Origin of the sequence: Stenotrophomonas sp. MH181796 (genome assembly GCF_009659995.1) — a bacterium.
Taxonomy (GTDB): Bacteria; Pseudomonadota; Gammaproteobacteria; order Xanthomonadales; family Xanthomonadaceae; genus Stenotrophomonas; species Stenotrophomonas riyadhensis.
Map to the genome: position 1 here is coordinate 236,192 of NZ_RAHU01000001.1, position 17,402 is coordinate 253,593.

General features: G+C 67.1%; 13 protein-coding genes. 1 reads left to right on the forward strand and 12 read right to left on the reverse strand.

The genetic code is table 11. The features are described 5' to 3' along the window. Positions 1-10: 10 nt before the first annotated feature. From D5301_RS01060 to D5301_RS01085, 6 genes are all read right to left on the reverse strand, one after another. Positions 11-1,249: a hypothetical protein gene (locus D5301_RS01060; protein ID WP_153854841.1), complete on the reverse strand. Its 1,239-nt coding sequence runs from the start codon at positions 1,247-1,249 to the stop codon at positions 11-13. Between the two features lie 17 nt (positions 1,250-1,266). Continuing rightward, positions 1,267-1,875: a DUF2242 domain-containing protein gene (locus tag D5301_RS01065; protein WP_153854538.1), complete on the reverse strand. Its 609-nt coding sequence runs from the start codon at positions 1,873-1,875 to the stop codon at positions 1,267-1,269. A 242-nt stretch (positions 1,876-2,117) separates the two neighbouring features. Then, positions 2,118-4,295 (reverse strand): carboxy terminal-processing peptidase, encoded by a 2,178-nt coding sequence (locus tag D5301_RS01070; protein ID WP_032130309.1) that lies wholly within the window; start codon positions 4,293-4,295, stop codon positions 2,118-2,120. Positions 4,296-4,613: 318 nt separating this feature from the next. Further along, entirely contained in the window at positions 4,614-5,624 is a 1,011-nt protein-coding gene (gene lipA / locus D5301_RS01075; RefSeq protein ID WP_153854539.1) for a lipoyl synthase, read from the reverse strand. An 18-nt stretch (positions 5,625-5,642) separates the two neighbouring features. After that, positions 5,643-6,353: a lipoyl(octanoyl) transferase LipB gene (gene lipB / locus D5301_RS01080; RefSeq protein ID WP_032130311.1), complete on the reverse strand. Its 711-nt coding sequence runs from the start codon at positions 6,351-6,353 to the stop codon at positions 5,643-5,645. Then, the gene (locus D5301_RS01085; protein WP_005411067.1) at positions 6,341-6,619 is read right to left on the reverse strand and encodes a YbeD family protein; all 279 of its coding nucleotides are present in this window, start codon (positions 6,617-6,619) and stop codon (positions 6,341-6,343) included. The genes lipB and D5301_RS01085 overlap by 13 nt, the downstream gene beginning before the upstream one ends. A 261-nt stretch (positions 6,620-6,880) precedes the next feature. Here D5301_RS01085 and D5301_RS01090 point away from each other — a divergent pair, with 261 nt between their 5' ends. Further along, positions 6,881-7,954 carry a lipid A deacylase LpxR family protein gene (locus tag D5301_RS01090; RefSeq protein WP_032130312.1) on the forward strand — a complete coding sequence of 358 codons (1,074 nt, stop codon included), beginning with the start codon at positions 6,881-6,883 and terminating at the stop codon, positions 7,952-7,954. Between the two features lie 165 nt (positions 7,955-8,119). Here D5301_RS01090 and D5301_RS01095 read toward each other — a convergent pair whose 3' ends face one another. The 6 genes from D5301_RS01095 to mrdA form a co-directional block, all read right to left on the reverse strand. Further along, positions 8,120-9,340, reverse strand: coding sequence for a D-alanyl-D-alanine carboxypeptidase family protein (locus tag D5301_RS01095; protein ID WP_049447834.1), 1,221 nt, complete (start codon positions 9,338-9,340; stop codon positions 8,120-8,122). Positions 9,341-9,440: 100 nt separating this feature from the next. Further along, the gene (locus D5301_RS01100) at positions 9,441-10,718 is read right to left on the reverse strand and encodes a septal ring lytic transglycosylase RlpA family protein (RefSeq protein WP_153854540.1); all 1,278 of its coding nucleotides are present in this window, start codon (positions 10,716-10,718) and stop codon (positions 9,441-9,443) included. Further along, positions 10,715-11,860: a lytic murein transglycosylase B gene (gene mltB, locus D5301_RS01105; protein ID WP_153854541.1), complete on the reverse strand. Its 1,146-nt coding sequence runs from the start codon at positions 11,858-11,860 to the stop codon at positions 10,715-10,717. Before mltB ends, D5301_RS01100 begins: the two co-directional genes overlap by 4 nt. Before the next feature lie 1,139 nt (positions 11,861-12,999). Continuing rightward, complete coding sequence (rodA, locus tag D5301_RS01110) at positions 13,000-14,079, reverse strand: rod shape-determining protein RodA (RefSeq protein ID WP_153854542.1); 1,080 nt, start codon at positions 14,077-14,079, stop codon at positions 13,000-13,002. Positions 14,080-14,217: 138 nt separating this feature from the next. Beyond that, positions 14,218-15,330 carry a rod shape-determining protein RodA gene (rodA, locus tag D5301_RS01115; RefSeq protein WP_010481418.1) on the reverse strand — a complete coding sequence of 371 codons (1,113 nt, stop codon included), beginning with the start codon at positions 15,328-15,330 and terminating at the stop codon, positions 14,218-14,220. Further along, positions 15,327-17,402 (reverse strand): penicillin-binding protein 2, encoded by a 2,076-nt coding sequence (mrdA, locus tag D5301_RS01120; protein WP_110713732.1) that lies wholly within the window; start codon positions 17,400-17,402, stop codon positions 15,327-15,329. The genes rodA (D5301_RS01115) and mrdA overlap by 4 nt, the downstream gene beginning before the upstream one ends.

Below are 17,402 nucleotides of genomic sequence, written 5' to 3' on the forward strand. Positions count from 1 at the left end.
TGTTTCACCTTCAGTTGGGGTCTAGGGTCAGGCTGCCTGGCCTGCCGGTAGCCGCGCAGTGGCGCAGCTGCGCCTCGCGCCAACGCCGGTAGAGCGTGGTATGCAGATTGTGCACCGCCAGGTCGATCGAAAACGGCGTTCGCGGGTTGCGATCGAGCAGGCGGGCGATGTGGTAGCCGATGGGACGTATGCCGCGTGGATGCACATAGATCACGAACTGCTGGTAGAACGGATCGTCCAGCAGCTGGTCCATGCGTGCCAGCGTGTCGTGGTAGCGCGGTTCCAGCCGTGCACGAAGGTTGGGATCACGCTCGAACAACAGGCGCTCGAAGTAGCGCTGGCCGATGCGCGGGATGCCCTGCGCGAGTTTCCAGAGTTCGGCATTGCGCTGGTCGTACCAGGCCAGGCCGCCATGCGCAGCCAGTGCCTGCGCGGCGCCCTCGCCCACCTCGACCACGACGAAGTTCTCGGCCTGGTTGCTAAGGTCGTCCAGCGTGCCCTTGTCGTACACGTGCTCGATGAAGCCGGGCACGCCAACGAAGGCCTGCCGTCCCATCGCCGAGGTGCGCACCGCCTTGCCATCAGCGAAGAAATCACCCGCGTGGGCACCGAGCAGGATGCTGTCGGTCTCGTGCAGGGCGAGGAAGGTGCCGATCGACAGTTCATCCGCTGCGAACTCCGTATCGAACGCGGCATCACCATAAAGCTCTCGTTGCGTGGCCAGCTGCGCGACCTGGCGGCCGACCCCGCATTCGGCACGCACGGCACCGCTGTAGAACGCCTCCAGTGCTTGACTGTTGCCCGCGCTCGGCACGAAGCCACGACCGAAACTGCGTGTGCGCTGCCAGCCTTGCGCGCGTGGGCCCTGCAGGCCGAAGCCGATCCAGCCCAGCTGCAGGCCGGAGAAGCGGAAGGTGGGGTTGTCCTGCAGTGCCGAGGCCGCACGTTGCGTGGCCGCGCCCAGTTCGAAGGCATAGGCGCAGACCGTGGCTGGATCGTCCAGCAACTGTTGCAGCAACGCCTGGCGTGCTGCAGCGGGCATTCCGGCCGGCCACCCCACGCGCAGATCGCCTGCCGCCTGTGCTTCAGCCAGCGAGGCAAGTGTACACACCGGGCCGCCGTGCACCTGTGGTGCACCGGCCGTGACCTCGTCAAAGCGCCATCCCAGCCGCTGCAGCAGGCCCTGCGTGCAGTCCGGCGTTGCGGACGCAATGCCCAGCGCGGGCACCAGCAGGAGTGCCACGCCCATCAACGTGCCGCGCACGATCACCCTTGATCCGTGCTGCGGGCCGGTGCGGGCTCGGACGATGCGGGCTCGGGCGGCGCGAGCGCAGGCGGTGCGGGTTTGCCAGCATCCGCCGGCAGGTACTGTTGCAGGCGCTGGAAGAAGCGCTGATAGAACCCGGCATCGGTGACGGTGCTGCTGGCCACTTTCACCAGCGAATCGTCATTGCTGCCGAACGGCAGCGACACCGAGCCCAATGCACCCACGCCCACGCTGGCCGACGTCGGGCTCTTCTTCAGCGCGTAGCGGTCCTGAACCGCGCTGACGAATACCAGCGTCTGGCTGCCACGCGGGGCACACGAGATGCGCAGCACCAGCTGCTCGTGATCATCCTCGCGTGGCTGGAAGTTCTTGTTGCCTTCCACCTGCGCTTCGTCGGAGCGGGCGATGGCGTAGCCCTGGCTGAGCAGGGTGCGCCGCGCGGCCTCGCAGGCGTCACCGGGGCGGCCATCGACGGTACGCGAGAAGGTGTCGCCGGAATCAAAGGATTCGCGCAGCAACGTACTGTTGGCGGCGCGGCCACCACAGGCCGACAGGATCAGGGCGCTGGCGAGCGCCACGGCAGCACTGGAAAGACGGGAGGCCCGCATGGGTACTCCTGCGAGGACGGTTCCGCCAAGGGTAGTCCTGCGGCCGTGTGCGGCAGGTCGAAACCGGCGTGACCGAGCCACCCCGTTGCTGCCGGTTCATGCACAGAAAAGGGGACGGAGGGGATTAAGTCGTTTGTGGCACTTCGCTCACCGGGCATGGCCCGGCGCTACCGTGAACGAGGTCCCCAGACAGAAAGGGGCCGGCAATGCCGGCCCCTCGGATATCACATGCCGTCGCCGGCTCAGTCCGCCCAGCGACCAGCGCCGGTGGACTGCGGCAGCACCTGCGCCGACAGCGGGCGGTCATTGGCCAGGAGGTTCACCGCATCGGCCAGGATCGAGGCCGACTCGCGCAGCAGCGGATCCGGACGCTTCTCGGCAGCCTTCTCGCGGGCGGCATCCTTGACGATGTCGCGCTCGTTGCCAGTCAGGCCGTCGTCGTTGCTGTCATCGGCCAGCGGGTCCAGGGCCAGGCCCAGTTCCTTGCGCATTGCCTGGCGCTCCTTGCGCTGGGTGTCCTGGCGCTCACGCTCGGCGCGACGGGTGGCCTCGTTGAGCGAGATGTACTTCTTCGCGGCCTCGGTGCGGAACTGCTGCACGTCCTCGTTCCACCACTGGAATTCCTTGTCGGCGGCGATGCGCGCGTCATGGCGGGTTTCCAGCTTCGGCAGCAGCGGCGCGAAGTTGCCGTACTGGGTGTGCGGCACGGCAGCGATGCGGGTCCACGGCAGCGCGTTGTCGTAGGTGCTCTCGCCGAACTCGGTGGCATCGACACTGGCCGGGAAGGCCAGGTCCGGCACCACACCCTTGTGCTGGGTGCTGCTGCCGCTGATGCGGAAGAACTGGGCGATGGTCAGCTTCACCTGGCCGAAGCGCTGGGTCTCGCCACTCGGCCAACGGTCCAGGTCGACGATGTTCTGCACGGTGCCCTTGCCGAAGCTGGTCTCACCGATCACCAGGCCACGGCCGTAATCCTGGATGGCACCGGCAAAGATTTCCGAAGCCGAGGCCGAACCGCGGTTGATCAGCACTGCCAGCGGGCCATCCCATGCCACGCCCTGGTTGCGGTCGCTGTTGACGGTGACGCGGCCACCGGACTCGCGCACCTGCACCACCGGGCCCTGCTCGATGAACAGACCGGTCAGTTCAATGGCTTCATCCAGCGAACCACCACCGTTGTTGCGCAGGTCCAGCACCACGCCGTCCAGCTTGTCGTTCTTGAAGCCGGCCAGCAGCTTGGCCACGTCGCGGGTGGCCGAGGCGTAGTCGGCCGCGTTGCGGCGACGGCCTTCGAAGTCCTGGTAGAAGGTCGGCAGCTTGATCACGCCGACCTTGCGCGCCGGCTCGCCATTGGCGGCCGGAATGGTCATGGTCTCGCCCTTGGCGGCCTGTTCGGCCAGGCGCACCTTCTGGCGGGTCAGCACCAGGGTGTGGTGCTTGCCGTCGGCGCCCTCAGCAGCCGGGATGAACTCCAGCTTGACCTGGGTATCCTTGGCGCCGCGGATCTTGGCCACGACGTCGTCGATGCGCCAGCCGATCACGTCCTCGACCAGGCCGGACTTGCCCTGGCCGACGCCGACGATTCGGTCACCCGGCTTCAGCGTGCCATCCACTGCGGCCGGGCCACCGGCGATGATCTCGCGGATCACGACCACGTCGTCCTGGCGCTGCAGCTGCGCACCAATGCCTTCCAGCGACAGCGACATCGCCTGGTTGAAGTTCTCGGCGGTGCGCGGCGTGAAGTAATCCGTGTGCGGGTCAACGGCGCTGGTGTACGAGTTCATGAAGAACTGGAAGACGTCTTCGCCCTTCAGTTCATTGACCGACTTCTCCAGCGTCGCGTAGCGCTTGTCCAGCGTCTTGCGGATGTCGTCCGGCTTCTTGCCGGCCAGCTTCAGGCGCAGCCAGTCGTTCTTGACCGACTTGCGCCACAGCTCATCCAGTTCAGCGCTGCTGGCCGCCCACGGCACCTTCTTGCGGTCGTATTCGAAACGCTCGTCGGTGGTGAAGTCCGGCTCCTGCTTGAGCAGCTTGCGCGCATAGGCCACGCGTTCGCCGACGCGCTGCTTGTAGACCGCGAACACCTGGAACGCCGGCTCCAGCTCGCCGCCACGGATGGCCGAGGAAATGTTGGCTTCGAACGGCGCGAAGCGCGCCACGTCGGCCTGGGTGAAGTACTGCTTGCCGCCGTCCAGCGTCTCCAGGTAGCGCTTGAACACGTCCTTGGAGGTGGCCTCGTCCAGCGCACGCGGGCGGTACGCGTAGCGGCTGTCGGACAGCAGGCCGTACACCAGCTTGGAGGTGGTCACCTGATCGGCGGTTGCCGCAGCGGGCAATGCCGGCGAATCGGCCTTGGCCGCCAGCGCCAGCGGCGCGACCAGCGCCAGGGCCATCAGGAATGCGGGGGCTTTGAATTTCATTGACGTGCTCGAAGGCGCCTTGCCAAGGGGGAGACTGCGGGGTGTTAAGACACCACGACAGTGCCGAAAGTTGCCGGGTTTGTCACCCGGCCGCGCTCGGTGGAAAACCAGCCTAGCCGGGCCGGTGTAGCAAATTGTGAATGGCTGAAGAGCGGCGCACCCAGCGGCGCCGTCTGTCCGGTTGCAGAGGGCACGGGGTTGCAAGCCCCCTGAGTCAGGGGGCGGCCGCGAAGCGGCGGGGGTGTGGGTGGTGGTAAGCCGGGGCCCACGGTGTGCGCAGCGCAGCGTGGGAAGCGGTGGCGCGCATCGCGCAACCGCTTACCGGACGCCGGCGCCCTTGGCCTGCACGTCGGCGTGGTACGACGAGCGCACCATCGGGCCGGAGGCCACGTGGCTGAAGCCCAGCTCGTAACCGTAGTCTTCCAGCGCCTTGTAGTCCTCGGGGGTCCAGTACTTCAGCACCGGGTGGTGGTGCGCGGTCGGCTGCAGGTACTGGCCGATGGTGATCATGTCCACGTCGTGCGCGCGCAGGTCGCGCATGGTGGCCTTGATCTGCTCGAACTCTTCGCCCAGGCCCAGCATGATGCCGCTCTTGGTCGGCACCTCCGGGTGCTGCGCCTTGAAGTTCTTCAGCAGGTTCAGCGACCACTGGTAGTCCGCACCCGGGCGCACGTTGCGGTACAGGTCCGGCACGGTTTCGATGTTGTGGTTGAACACGTCCGGCGGGTTCTGCGCCAGGATCTCCAGCGCGCGCTCCATGCGGCCCTTGCCGCGGAAGTCCGGGGTCAGCACTTCGATGCGGGTGCCCGGCGACTTCGCGCGGATGGCACTGATGCAGTCGACGAAGTGCTGGGCACCGCCGTCGCGCAGGTCATCTCGGTCGACGCTGGTCACCACCACGTACTTCAGCCCCATGTCGGCCACGGTCTGGCCGAGGCTGGCCGGTTCGTTGGCATCCGGCGGCTTCGGGCGGCCGTGGGCGACGTCGCAGAACGAGCAGCGGCGGGTGCAGACCTCGCCGAGGATCATGAACGTTGCCGTGCCGTGGCCGAAACACTCGTGGATGTTCGGGCAGCTGGCTTCCTCGCACACCGTCACCAGGCGGTTCTCGCGCAGCTTGGCCTTCAGGTTCTGCACCGCATTGCCCGAGGGAATGCGCACGCGGATCCAGGACGGCTTGCGCAGTACCGGCGCGTCGGCGAACTGCACCGGCGAGCGGTTGATCTTGTCACCGCCCAGCTGCTTGACCCCGGCCTGCAACGGCGCGGCGGACGGAGAGTCGCCCTGCACGATCTGCAGGGGAATGGAACGGGCGGTGGTTTCAGTCATGGCAGTTCCGGGGGGCGGTCAGGCGGCCGCAGAAAGATCAGGCAGTTCGGGCGTGGGCTGCAGCAGCAGGCCGAACTGGCGGGCCAGGTGGTCCAGCAGCACCGGCTTGACGGCCTCCATCCCGGAGGGCCCGCCCAAGTCTACTACCGAGGTCACCTGCAACCCCTGATAGCCACAGGGGTTGATGCGGTGGAAAGGTTCCAGGTCCATGGCCACGTTGAAGGCCAGGCCATGGAAGGTACAGCCGCGGCGCACGCGGATGCCGAGCGCGGCGATCTTGGCGCCACCGACGTAGACGCCCGGGGCGCCCTCGCGGCGTTCGGCGCCGATGTTCCACTCGGCCAGGGTATCGATGATGGCCTGCTCGATGCGGCACACGTAGTCGCGCACACCGATGCCCAGCCGTGGCAGGCGCAGCAGCGGATAGACCACCAGCTGGCCGGGGCCGTGATAGGTCACCTGGCCGCCGCGGTCCACGTGCAGCACCGGGATCTCGCCCGGCGCCAGCACATGCTCGTCCTTGCCGGCCTGGCCCAGGGTGAATACCGGGTCGTGCTCGACCACCCACAGCTCATCGGCGTCGGCCTCGCTGCGCTGGTCGGTGAAGCGCTGCATGGCGCGCCACACCGGTTCATAGGCCTGGCGGCCGAGGTCGCGGACCAGCGCCGGGCGCGGCGCGCGGTCTTCCGGGGCGGCTTCGGCCGGGCAGCTGTCGGCTACAGCGTCCACTTCACTTCCGGGTGGTCGCGCAGTGCCTGGTGCGCCAGGTCGTACTGTTCGCGGCTCTCGGCCTTGAACACGATGCGCACGGACACGTACTTGCCGTTGGAGGAATGCTTCCAGCTGATGCGTTCATTCACCACATCGATGCCGGCAGCCAGCAGCAGGCGGGGAAGCTCATGTTCCAGGCCGCGGTTGGCCGGGCCCATGGCACTGAGCTCGAACTGGCCGGGGAACTGGAAGCCGTGGTCGGGGTTGTCGGACTTGATTTCCATGCCCCCATTATCGGGCCGCAGGCCAACAAACCCAAGAGTATTCATCAACGTCAAACAGTGCACCGGTGAGTCGCTGCGTTGCAGCTGAACAGCCGTTCAGCATTGGCCGTTGCCCCTTGGGGCGCCGCAGGACAGTGCAGGATTGTCTTCACGAGACAATGTCGTTTTCGGAACAGACAAGTGATTCGAACGCGCTCGTTCCATCACGCCCGCACGAGTACCGTGTCGCGGCATATAACGACAGACAGAAAAAACCTCCACATGAGCCCCCCTTCCCAACGTCGCCTTGCAGCCCTCGGGCTGTCCGGCCTGCTGGCTGCTGCCCTCCCCCTCGCCGCCCAGGCGGCCGAACAATGTGGCCCGGACGCGATGCGCGACCACCCTCCGCAGGTCAATTTCCGCGTTGACAACGACCTGTTCGGCGGCCGCCACCAGGACCAGGGCTATACCAATGGTGCACTGTTGACACTGGTCTCGCCCAATCTGGTCGATTACACCGACGACCCCTGCCTGCCACGCATGGCCCGCTGGGTGAACCAGTACCTGGAAGGGCTGCATCCGGGCAAGTTCGAACAGCAGAACATGATCTTCAGCATCGGCCAGGGCATCTTCACCCCGACCGATTTCAGCCGCAGGGACCTGATCGAGGACGACCGCCCTTACGCCGGCGTACTGATCGCAAACTTCGGTTTCAATGCGCGCAGCGGCGACCGCCTGCAGACCACCCAACTGACGCTGGGCGTGGTTGGCCCGTGGGCACAGGGCAAGCAGGTGCAGAATGCCGTGCACGAAGTGCTGGGCGACGAGAAATTCAAGGGCTGGGACAACCAGCTGCACAACGAGCCCCTGTTCATGCTGACCCATGAGCGCATGCGCCGCTGGCCGGGCGATGCCAGCGTCAATGCCGACGGCTGGGGTTGGGACGCGATCAGCCACTACGGCGGATCGATCGGCAACCTGGAAACCAAGGCCAATCTCGGCGGTGAAGTGCGCTTCGGCTGGAAGCTGCCGGACGACTTCGGCAGCACGCCGTTGCGCCCGGCCGGTGAGAACACTGCGCCGACCCGTGGCGGCCGTCCCAATGGCTGGTCCTGGCACCTGTTCGCGACCTCGGACGCCGCCTGGGTGATCCGTGACATCACGCTGGATGGCAACACGTTCCGCAACAGCCACAGTGTGGACAAGCGCCATGTGGTGGCCTACGGCGGCTATGGCGTGGCGGTGATGTACGGACGCTGGAAGTTCGCTGCGGCGCGTTACCACAGCACGCGCGAGTTCAACGGCCAGCGCGAAGCGCCGGTGTTCGGCAGCTTCACCATCAGCCGCTCGCTGTAGGTAGGTGCCGACCGTTGGTCGGCACACCGGGGCCGGCATATCCGGATGGGTTCATGAGGAGCCGGCCAGCGGCCGGCACTACCCGCATCCGGGCCGAACCGGCATCCCGAAAACGGAAAAGGCCGGCTTTCGCCGGCCTTTTCCTTCACCACGCGGGGGCGTGGATCATTCCGATTCCCACCACATCCAGAAGCTGTCCCACAGGCGCTTGAAGAAGCCGGCCTGCTCGACCGCGGCCACGGCCACCAGCGGTGCCTCGGCGATGACCTTGCCATCCAGGGTGACCTTCACGGTACCGATCTGCTGCCCGGCGGTGAACGGTGCTTCCAGGGTCTTGGGCACGTCGATGCTCGGCTTCAGGTCGTTGTAGCGGCCGCGCGGCACGCTCACCAGCATCGGCTGGGCCACGCCCAGCTGCACCTTGTCGGTGGTGCCCTTCCAGACCTTGTGCTCGGCCACGGCCTTGCCCGGCTCGTACAGGCGGTGGGTCTCGAAGAAGCGGAAGCCCCAGTTCAGCAGGGCCAGGCTGTCATCGGCACGCTGCTTTTCCGACGCACCGCCCAGCACCACGGCGATCAGGCGCTGGTCGCCACGCTGGGCCGAGCTCATCAGGCAGTAGCCGGCTTCGGAGGTGTGGCCGGTCTTGATGCCGTCCACGCTGCCATCGCGCCACAGCAGCAGGTTGCGGTTCGGCTGCTTGATGTTGCCGACCTGGAATTCCTTGATCTTGTTGTACGCGTAGGTTTCCGGGTAATCGCGCACCATCGCGCGGCCCAGCAGTGCCAGATCGTAGGCGGTGCTGTGGTGACCTTGCGCGGTCAGGCCGTGGGCGTTGACGAAGTGCGAGTCCTTCATCCCGATCTTGGCGGCGTAGCTGTTCATCAGCGACGCAAAGGCTTCTTCGCTGCCAGCCACGTGCTCGGCCAGGGCGATCGCGGCGTCATTGCCGGACTGGATCGCCATGCCCTTTTCCATGTCTTCCAGGCGTGCGGTCTGGTTGACCGGGAAGCCGCTGTAGCTGCCGTCGGTACCGGCGCCACCTTCGCGCCAGGCGCGCTCGCTCATCATCACCTGGTCATCCGCACGGACCTTGCCGTTCTTGACCTCGGCAGCGATCACGTAGGACGTCATCACCTTGGTGATGCTGGCCGGGGCCAGCTGTTCGTGGACGTTCTCGCCGGCCAGCACCTGGCCGGTGGCGTAATCCATCAGGACCCAGGCTTTGGACACGCTCGGCGCCGGGGCCGGCGGAGTGGCAACGGTAGCCGGGGCAGCAGCGGCGGCGGCGGGCGCCGGCGTAGCCGGGGTCGGCAGCGGCGTCTGGGCGGAAGCCAGGCCGACCACCAGGGTGGCGGCCAGGGCGGTGGCGGCGGAACGGAAATTCATTGGACAGCAGGCTCCAGGGGACGGCCGGGAATGGAGGGTGGAACGTAGCGGCCATTGTAAGGCCGGGGCAGCATGGGCCGGCAGCACCGGTCCGGGTGGATCAATCCTTGACGATCTGCGGCGAACCCAGGCCCAGACCGGCGATGCGGCCGACAAGTTCCGCGGCACTGGCATGGTCGCTGGCGGGAACGCGCAGGCGGAACAGGGTACGGCCACCGGCGGCGATGTCGCTGATGGTTGCACCGACGATACCGGCGGCATTGAGCTGGCCCATCGCGCGGTTGGCGTTGTCACGGTTGGAGAAGCTGGCGACCTGCACCATGACCGCGCCCACCACCTGCTGCGACAGGCTGGGTGCCGCCGGCGTAGCGGCGCCGGTGCGCACCGGCGCCGGCGCAACGGCGCGCGGCGTGGTGCTGGCAACGACCGCCGGAGCCGGCGCGTATGCGGTGCTGCGCACCGGCGGAGCACTCGGCGGCAGGCTGCTGATCGCCACGTCCGGCACGGTGCTGGCCACGCCCTGGGTGGTGGCCGGCTGGCCACGCGCCGGCATGCCATCGGCCGGTAGCCCCTTGACCAGGCGATCGATGTCGCTGTCGGCGGCAGCACGTGCGGTCGGTGCCGGGCGCGCACTGGCCACCGCGGCTGCCGCTTCGGCGGCACGACGCTCGCGGCGCGACGGCTTCTGCGCCAGCAGGTTGCTCTCGCCCGGCTGCAGCGCGCGCACTTCGACGTTGCCGGTACCGCGCTGGGTGATGCCCAGTCGCACCGCGGCGGCATAACTGAGATCGACCACACGACCATCGTGGAACGGGCCACGGTCGTTGACGCGCACGATCACCGACTCACCGTTGTCGAGGTTGGTCACGCGGGCGAAGCTGGGCAGCGGCAGCGTCTTGTGCGCAGCGGTGAACTGGTACATGTCGTAGACCTCGCGGTTGGAGGTCAGGCGCCCATGGAACTTGGCGCCGTAGTACGACGCAGTGCCACGCTCGACATAGTTGCGGGTGTCGTCGAGCACTTTGTACGACTTGCCCAGCACCACGTACGGCGTCTTGTTGCCGATCGCCGACCGCTCTTCCGCGGTCACTTCCGGTTCGGGGATGCAGGCCACGTTCGGAATGTAGTCCGGGGTGCTGTCGCGCACGCCCGGCTTGTACAGGCCACCGGCGGTGTAGTTGCCGCGGGTGCTCAGGTCTTCCTTGGCCGCCGCGTACGGCGAGCCTTCCGGGCAATGTGCCGGGCGCGAGCCACGGCCCTGCACCAGGGTGCCGCCCGACTTGCCACCATGGCCGGCCGTGGCCGGCTTCTTCGGCGCGCTGCTGCAGGCAGCCAGCGCGAGGACGATCAAGCCTGGGACCAGCCATCTGATGTTCATGCCGGGGGCAGCTCCTGTCCGGCGATGGCCTGGGACAACTGGAACACGGCCATCGCGTACATCTTCGAGAGGTTGTAGCGGGTGATCGCGTAGTAGTTCTGGAAGCCCAGCCAGTACTGCTTGCCGGTGCTGCCTTCAAGCGTGATCGGGGTGGCGGTGGCACCCGGCTGCACCGCAGCGCTGGGCTGGTAGCCGCGCTGCGCCAGGTCGGCCAGCGACCAGGTCGGCATCCATTCGGTCGGATTGAACTCCTCGCGGCCCGGCGCCAGCGTGGCCGGCACGGCCACCTGCCCGCCACGCACCCAGCCGCCCTTCTTCACGAAGTAGTTGGCGATGGACGAGAACACGTCGTCGTAGCTGGTGAACAGGTCGCGACGGCCATCGCCATTACCGTCCACGGCGTAATCGAGGTAGCTGGACGGCATGAACTGGCCCATGCCCATCGCGCCGGCATAGCTGCCCTTGAGCGTGGTGATGTCCAGGTTTTCTTCGCGGCCCAGCTCGAACAGCTTGGCCAGCTCATCGCGGAAGAACAGCTCGCGGCGCACTTCGCGCTCCAGCTTGGCCGGGTCGCCACTGCGCGGGTAATAGAACGCCAGCGTGTACAGCGCATCGAGCACGCGATGGCTGCCGGCATTCTTTCCGTAGCTGGTTTCCACGCCGATGATTGCCACGATCACTTCGGCCGGGACCCCGGTGCGCTGCTGCACGCGGTCCAGTTCGGCACGGTGCTGGGCCAGGAACGCGCGGCCGCCATCGATGCGCGTCTTGCTGATGAACATCGGCCGGTATTCGTTCCACGGCTTCACCCGTTCGGCGGGGCGCGACATCGCGGCGATGATCGGTTGGCGCACCTGCGCCTGGTCGAGCACGCTGCTGATCTGCTCCGGCTTCAGGCCATAGCGCTTGGCGGTATCGGCAATGAAGCGGGCCCGCGCGACTTCGAACGGTACTGGGGTGAGATCGACCGGCGGCGCAGTGGCGGCGGTGGCTTCGGGCGCCGCCTCTGCCGGGCCATGGGCCTTGGCGGCGGGCTGGCGCGGCGTACTGCTGGCCTGGGGCGAAGACGGTGGGGACTTCGGCTGGGTCGCGCAGGCGACCAGGCCGAGGGTGAGCATGCAGGCCAGAGTGCGTCGAATCATCGTCGCAGGTTAGCAGGTCATGGATGAATTAAAACCCCTAACACCATGAATCACAACGATTTGCCTGCAAGCAGCGGGAAATGTGAAGACGTCGTGATCACCCTTCCCCATTCAGATAGAGGTTGCCGGTTGCGTCCCCATCCCCGCAGACGCAACCGGCGACCGGATCCGGTCGGTACCTGCACGGCTGCCGCTCCCCAGTGGCAGTGCTCCGCGCTCCCTGTACCCGTTGGATCAGTACTGCTTCCCGCCCGACGCCCCCTCGCGCTGCATCGATTGACGGCGCGCCGTGCCGAACGGGCCGCCATTGTGCAGGCCGATTACGACAAGTCCATTGATCAAGATCAACGCGCTGTAAAAGTGTGAACCAGCTAACGTTTTTTGCGGACTTTGGTCAGTGGGTGTGCTGCCATGCATCGTTGTGAGAACGCTTCCACAACGGGCGTTGCGCAGAGTCAGGAAGGTTCCAGCCAACGGCGCAGCCCCTCGTGGGTGGAATTGGTCGCTGAAAGCCGGATTGCTGAGGGCTGGCCGGGTGGGTGGGCACTGCGGGGACGCCGTGAACCCATCCATGGGGGCTTGGCCGCGGCATCCATGCCGAGGACACCCCGCACTGCCCACCCACCCGGCCGCTGGCAGATTCCGTGTTCGTCCACCCACGGAAAAGAAAAAGAAGATCAAAAGCAAAACCAGCTTGGCCGCCCGCTTCATTGCTTCCTGTAGAGCCGAATGCTGCGGCAGGAGCCGCTGCCAACGTCGCCCATGGCGACGGCCCGAAGGGTGCCGGTCAGGACGACCGGCATAGCCTTGCTCGGCTCACGAGCAAGCGCAGCGCCGCGACCCGCTTTTGATCTTCTCTTTCTTATCCGTGGGTAGACGCGCACGGAACCTGTCCGTGGCCCGGTAGATGGGCTGCGCAGGGGCGTGAGCCGCATGGGCCCGAGGCATGCCTAGGGCGGGTTGGGCAGGACGCCCAACCCGGGTCTTGCCGTGTGCGCAGGACAGCGCACACGAGCAAGCGGCGACCGAGCTTACATGGACGTACTTGCAGCGTCCCCTGCGCAGCCCATCTACCCGGCCCCACCCATGAACTGCTTTGCGCGACCACCCACGAGGGGCTGCGCCGTTGGCTGGGAACCCTATCCCCCGTGTACGGGCCGGTGCCCACGTACGGCCATCACCAGTCCGATGCCGGCCAGCAGCGAGACCGCCGAGGTCCCGCCGTAGCTGATCAGCGGCATCGGAATGCCCACCACCGGCAGCAGGCCAGAGATCATTCCGCCATTCACCAGCACATAGACGAAGAACGCCAGCCCCAGGCTGCCGGCCAGCAACCGCGCATGCGTGTCGCGCGCGTGCCCTGCGATCCACAGGCAACGCCCGACCACGAACAGATACAGCGCGAACAGCGTCGCCACGCCGATCCAGCCGAACTCCTCGGCCAGCACCGAAAACGCGAAGTCGGTGGTGTACTCGGGCAGGAAATCCAGCGTCGCCTGCGTGCCCTGCCCCCAGCCACGCCCCTCCCAACCACCGGAACCGATCGCGATGCGCGACTGCAGGATGTTCCAGCCGGTGCCAAGCGGGTCTGCTGCCGGGTCGAGGAAGGTCAGTACGCGATCCTTCTGGTACTGCCGCAACAGGCCGAACCAGGCCAGTGGCGCGGCCACCGCCAGCCCTACCGCGCCGGTGGCCACCCAGCCCCAGTGCAGGCCCGCCAGCAGCAACGCGAACACGCCGCTGGCGGTGACCAGCGTGGCGGTGCCGAGGTTGGGCTGCATCAGGATCAGCACGGCGGGAACGCCGATCAGCACTGCGGCCGTCAGTACCGTGCGTGGCGACGGTGGCAGCGGTTGGCGGTGCAGGTACCAGGCCATCATCAGCGGCAGGCTGATCTTGAGCAGCTCGGAGGGCTGCAGGTAGAACACCCCCAGGTTGAGCCAGCGCTGCCCGTACTTGCCGGTGCCGATCACGTACACCGCCATCAGCGGCAGCATCGACAGCGCGTACAGCGCCGGTGTCCATGCGCGCAGGCGCAGCAGCGACACCCTCGACAGCAGCCACATCGCCAACAGGCCACCGGCGAAGCGCGCCGCCTGCCCGCCCACCGGGCCGGACACGCTGTGCAGCACCGCCAGGCCTGCGGCCATCAGGATCAACAGCGCGATGAGCAACGGCAGATCGATCGTGCGCACCGCCTCACGGCAGCCGCCAAACATTCGTTTCCAGTCCACGCGCAGCACGGTAACAACGGGCGCTTGCGTGAAGCTGTCAGGGTGCTCCTGCTCTCCGTCGCCGAGCTCTGGGGTCAGATCCCTTTTTCCTGTGGAAAAAGGGATCTGACCCCGACGCCGGACTCAACCGTAACCGCCATGCACCGGGTTGTGGCTGCGCACCGCCATCACCAACCCGAAGCCGGCCAGCAGCGAGACCGCCGAAGTGCCGCCATAGCTGATCAGCGGCATCGGCACGCCCACCACCGGCAGCAGGCCGGAAATCATCCCGCCGTTCACCAGCACATAGACGAAGAACGCCAGGCCGGTGGCGCCGGCCAGCAGCCGCGAATAGGAATCACGCGACTGGCTGGCGATCCACAGGCAGCGCCCGATCACCACCAGGTACAGCGCCAGCACGGTCGCTACGCCGATCCAACCGAATTCCTCGCTCAGCACCGAGAACGCGAAGTCGGTGGTCTGTTCGGGAATGAAGTTCAGGTGCGACTGCGAGCCCTCGCCCCAGCCCTTGCCATCGAAGCCGCCGGAACCGATCGCGATCTTCGACTGGATGATGTTCCAGCCGGCCCCCAGCGCATCCATCTCGGGGTCCAGGAACATCATGATGCGGTCCTTCTGGTACGGCCGCAGCAGCCAGAACCAGGCCACCGGCGCGACCGCGGCCACGCCGCCCACGCCCAGGCCGACCCACCACCACGGCAGGCCCGCCAGCAACAGCACGAACACACCACTGGCGGCGATCAGCACACCGGTACCGAAGTCCGGCTGCAGCATCACCAGGCCGGTTGGCACACCGATGATGACCAGCGCCACGAGCACGGTGTTGAAGCGCGGCGGCAACGGCATCTTGTGCAGGTACCAGGCCACCATCATCGGCAGACTGACCTTCAGCAGCTCGGCCGGCTGCAGGTAGAAGAATTTCAGGTCCAGCCACTGCCGGCCGTACTTGCCGGTGCCGAGCACGAACACCGCCAGCAACGGAATCATCGAGATCGCGTAGATCATCGGCGTGGCCGAGCGGATGCGCAGGATCGGTACCCGTGAGATGCCCCACAGCGCCGCCATGCCCACTGCGAAGCGCGCGCCCTGGGCCATCACCAGACCATCGCCACCGGCGCTCTTCAAGGTGGCCAGGCCGATCACCATCAGCGCGCCGAGGGCCAGGCACAACACCCAGTCCAGCGTGCTGAAGAAGCGGCGCAGCATGTCACCGGCCCAGCGCAGGAACACTCTCATCGTGCGGGCTCCGCGACGGTCGGGCGCGGCGTTGCCGGCAGCGCGGCGGCGGCCGGCGTCCCCGGCTGCGGTGCGGGTTGCGGTTCCGGCGCAGGCATGCCGACCAGCACCGGATGTTCTCCCAGCTGCGCCGCGGCGAGATCGCCCGCCTGGCGCGCGCCGGCGTCTTCGTTGTCGAACGCGGTAGCGCCGATGGCGGTGGTGCCGCGCTCGCTGTCCAGCGGCTGCATGCCTTCGGGCATCTTGCCCAGCAGGTAGGCGTCGAACACCTTGCGCGCGATCGGCGCGGCCGCCGAACCGCCGTAACCGCCGCCTTCCACGGCCACCGCAATCGCGATCACCGGGTTCTCGACCGGTGCGAAGCCGACGAACAGCGCGCGGTGGCGCAGGTGCATCGGCAGGCTCTTTGGATTCACCGCCGCCGTGCCCTTGCGACTGATGACCTGCGCGGTACCGGTCTTGCCGGCCATCACGTACGGTGCACCCACCGCCACGCGCCAACCGCTGCCGCCGGGCCGCATGGTCGCCATCATGCCCTCGCGCACGGCCTGCACGTTGTTGGGGTTGGGGCTGACCGGCTTGCTCTCGCCTGCCGGCATCGCCGACCAGTCGCTGTCGAATCCGTCGCGCTGCTGGATCACCAGGTGCGGGGTGCGCAGCTGGCCGTCGGCCAGACCGCTGACGCCGCGCGCCAGCTGCAGCGGGGTGACCTTCCAGTCGCCCTGGCCGATGCTGATGTTGACCGTATCACCGGGATACCAGGCTTCCTTGCGGCTCTTCCGCTTGTAGGCCGGCGACGGCAGGATGCCGCCGATCTCACCGGTCAGGTCGATGCCGGTCGGCTGGCCGAAGCCGTAGTACTCCATGTAGTGGTCGAAGCGCTCGATGCCCAGGTCCAGCGCCAGCTTGTAGTAGTAGGTGTTGACCGATTCGGCGATGGACTTGCGCAGGTCGGTCCAGCCGTGGCCGCCACGATGGGCGTCACCCCAGCCGCGCGAGGTCCCCGGCAGGTAGAACATGCCGGTGGACAGCACCTTGTCCTCCGGGCGGCGCACGCCGGAATCCAGGCCGGCCAGGCCGATCAGCGGCTTCAGCGTGGAACCGGGCGCGACACCACCAAGCACCAGGCGGTTGAACTGCGGCCGCGACGGATTTTCGTTCAGCGCCTTGAAGTCGGCATGCGAAATGCCGTTGACGAACAGGTTGGGGTCGTAGGACGGCAGGCTGACCATCGCCAACACCTCGCCGCTACGCGGGTCCATCGCCACTGCCGAGCCTTCCTGGTCGCCAAAGGCCGCCACCATGGCGCGCTGCAGGTCGGCGTCGATCGACAGCCGCAGGTCGGCACCGGACTGCGCGGCGACGCGACCGATAGTGCGGATCGCACGCCCCTGCACGTTGGTCTCGACCTGCTCGTAGCCGACCTTGCCGCGCAGCTGCTGCTCGTAATAGCGCTCCAGGCCGGATTTGCCGATGTGGGTCAGCGCGGCATTGCCCTCGCCGAGGATTTCCAGATCCTTGTCATCGACACGGCCGACGTAGCCGATGATGTGCGCGAACAGATCGCCGTACGGGTAGCGGCGGGTCAGGTAGGGCTCCAGCTCGACGCCGGGGAAACGCCAGCGGTCGACGGCGAAGCGCGCCATCTCCTCGTCGCTCATGCGCAGCTTCAGCGTGACCGGCAGGAACTTGCGACGCGCCTTTCGCGACTTGTTGAACGCTTCCAGCTCTTCCGGGCTGATGCTGATGATCTTCGCCAGCCCCTCGAGGGTGGCATCCATGTCCTTGACCTTGTCCGGGGTCACGTCCAGGCGGAAGGCCGGCACATTCTCGGCCAGCAGGCGGCCATTGCGGTCGTAGATCATGCCGCGCCCGGGCACCACCGGCCGCGGCTTGATGCGGTTGGCTTCCGAGCGCGTGGCGTAGACGTCGTGGTCCAGCACCTGCAGCTTGAAGTACCAGCCGCCCAGGCCCAGCAGGCAGACCAGCACGCCCAGGAAGCCCAGCGCCGCACGACGGCGGAACTGTTCGGCTTCGGCATGCGGATTCTTGACCTGGCGGCGCGGGATCAT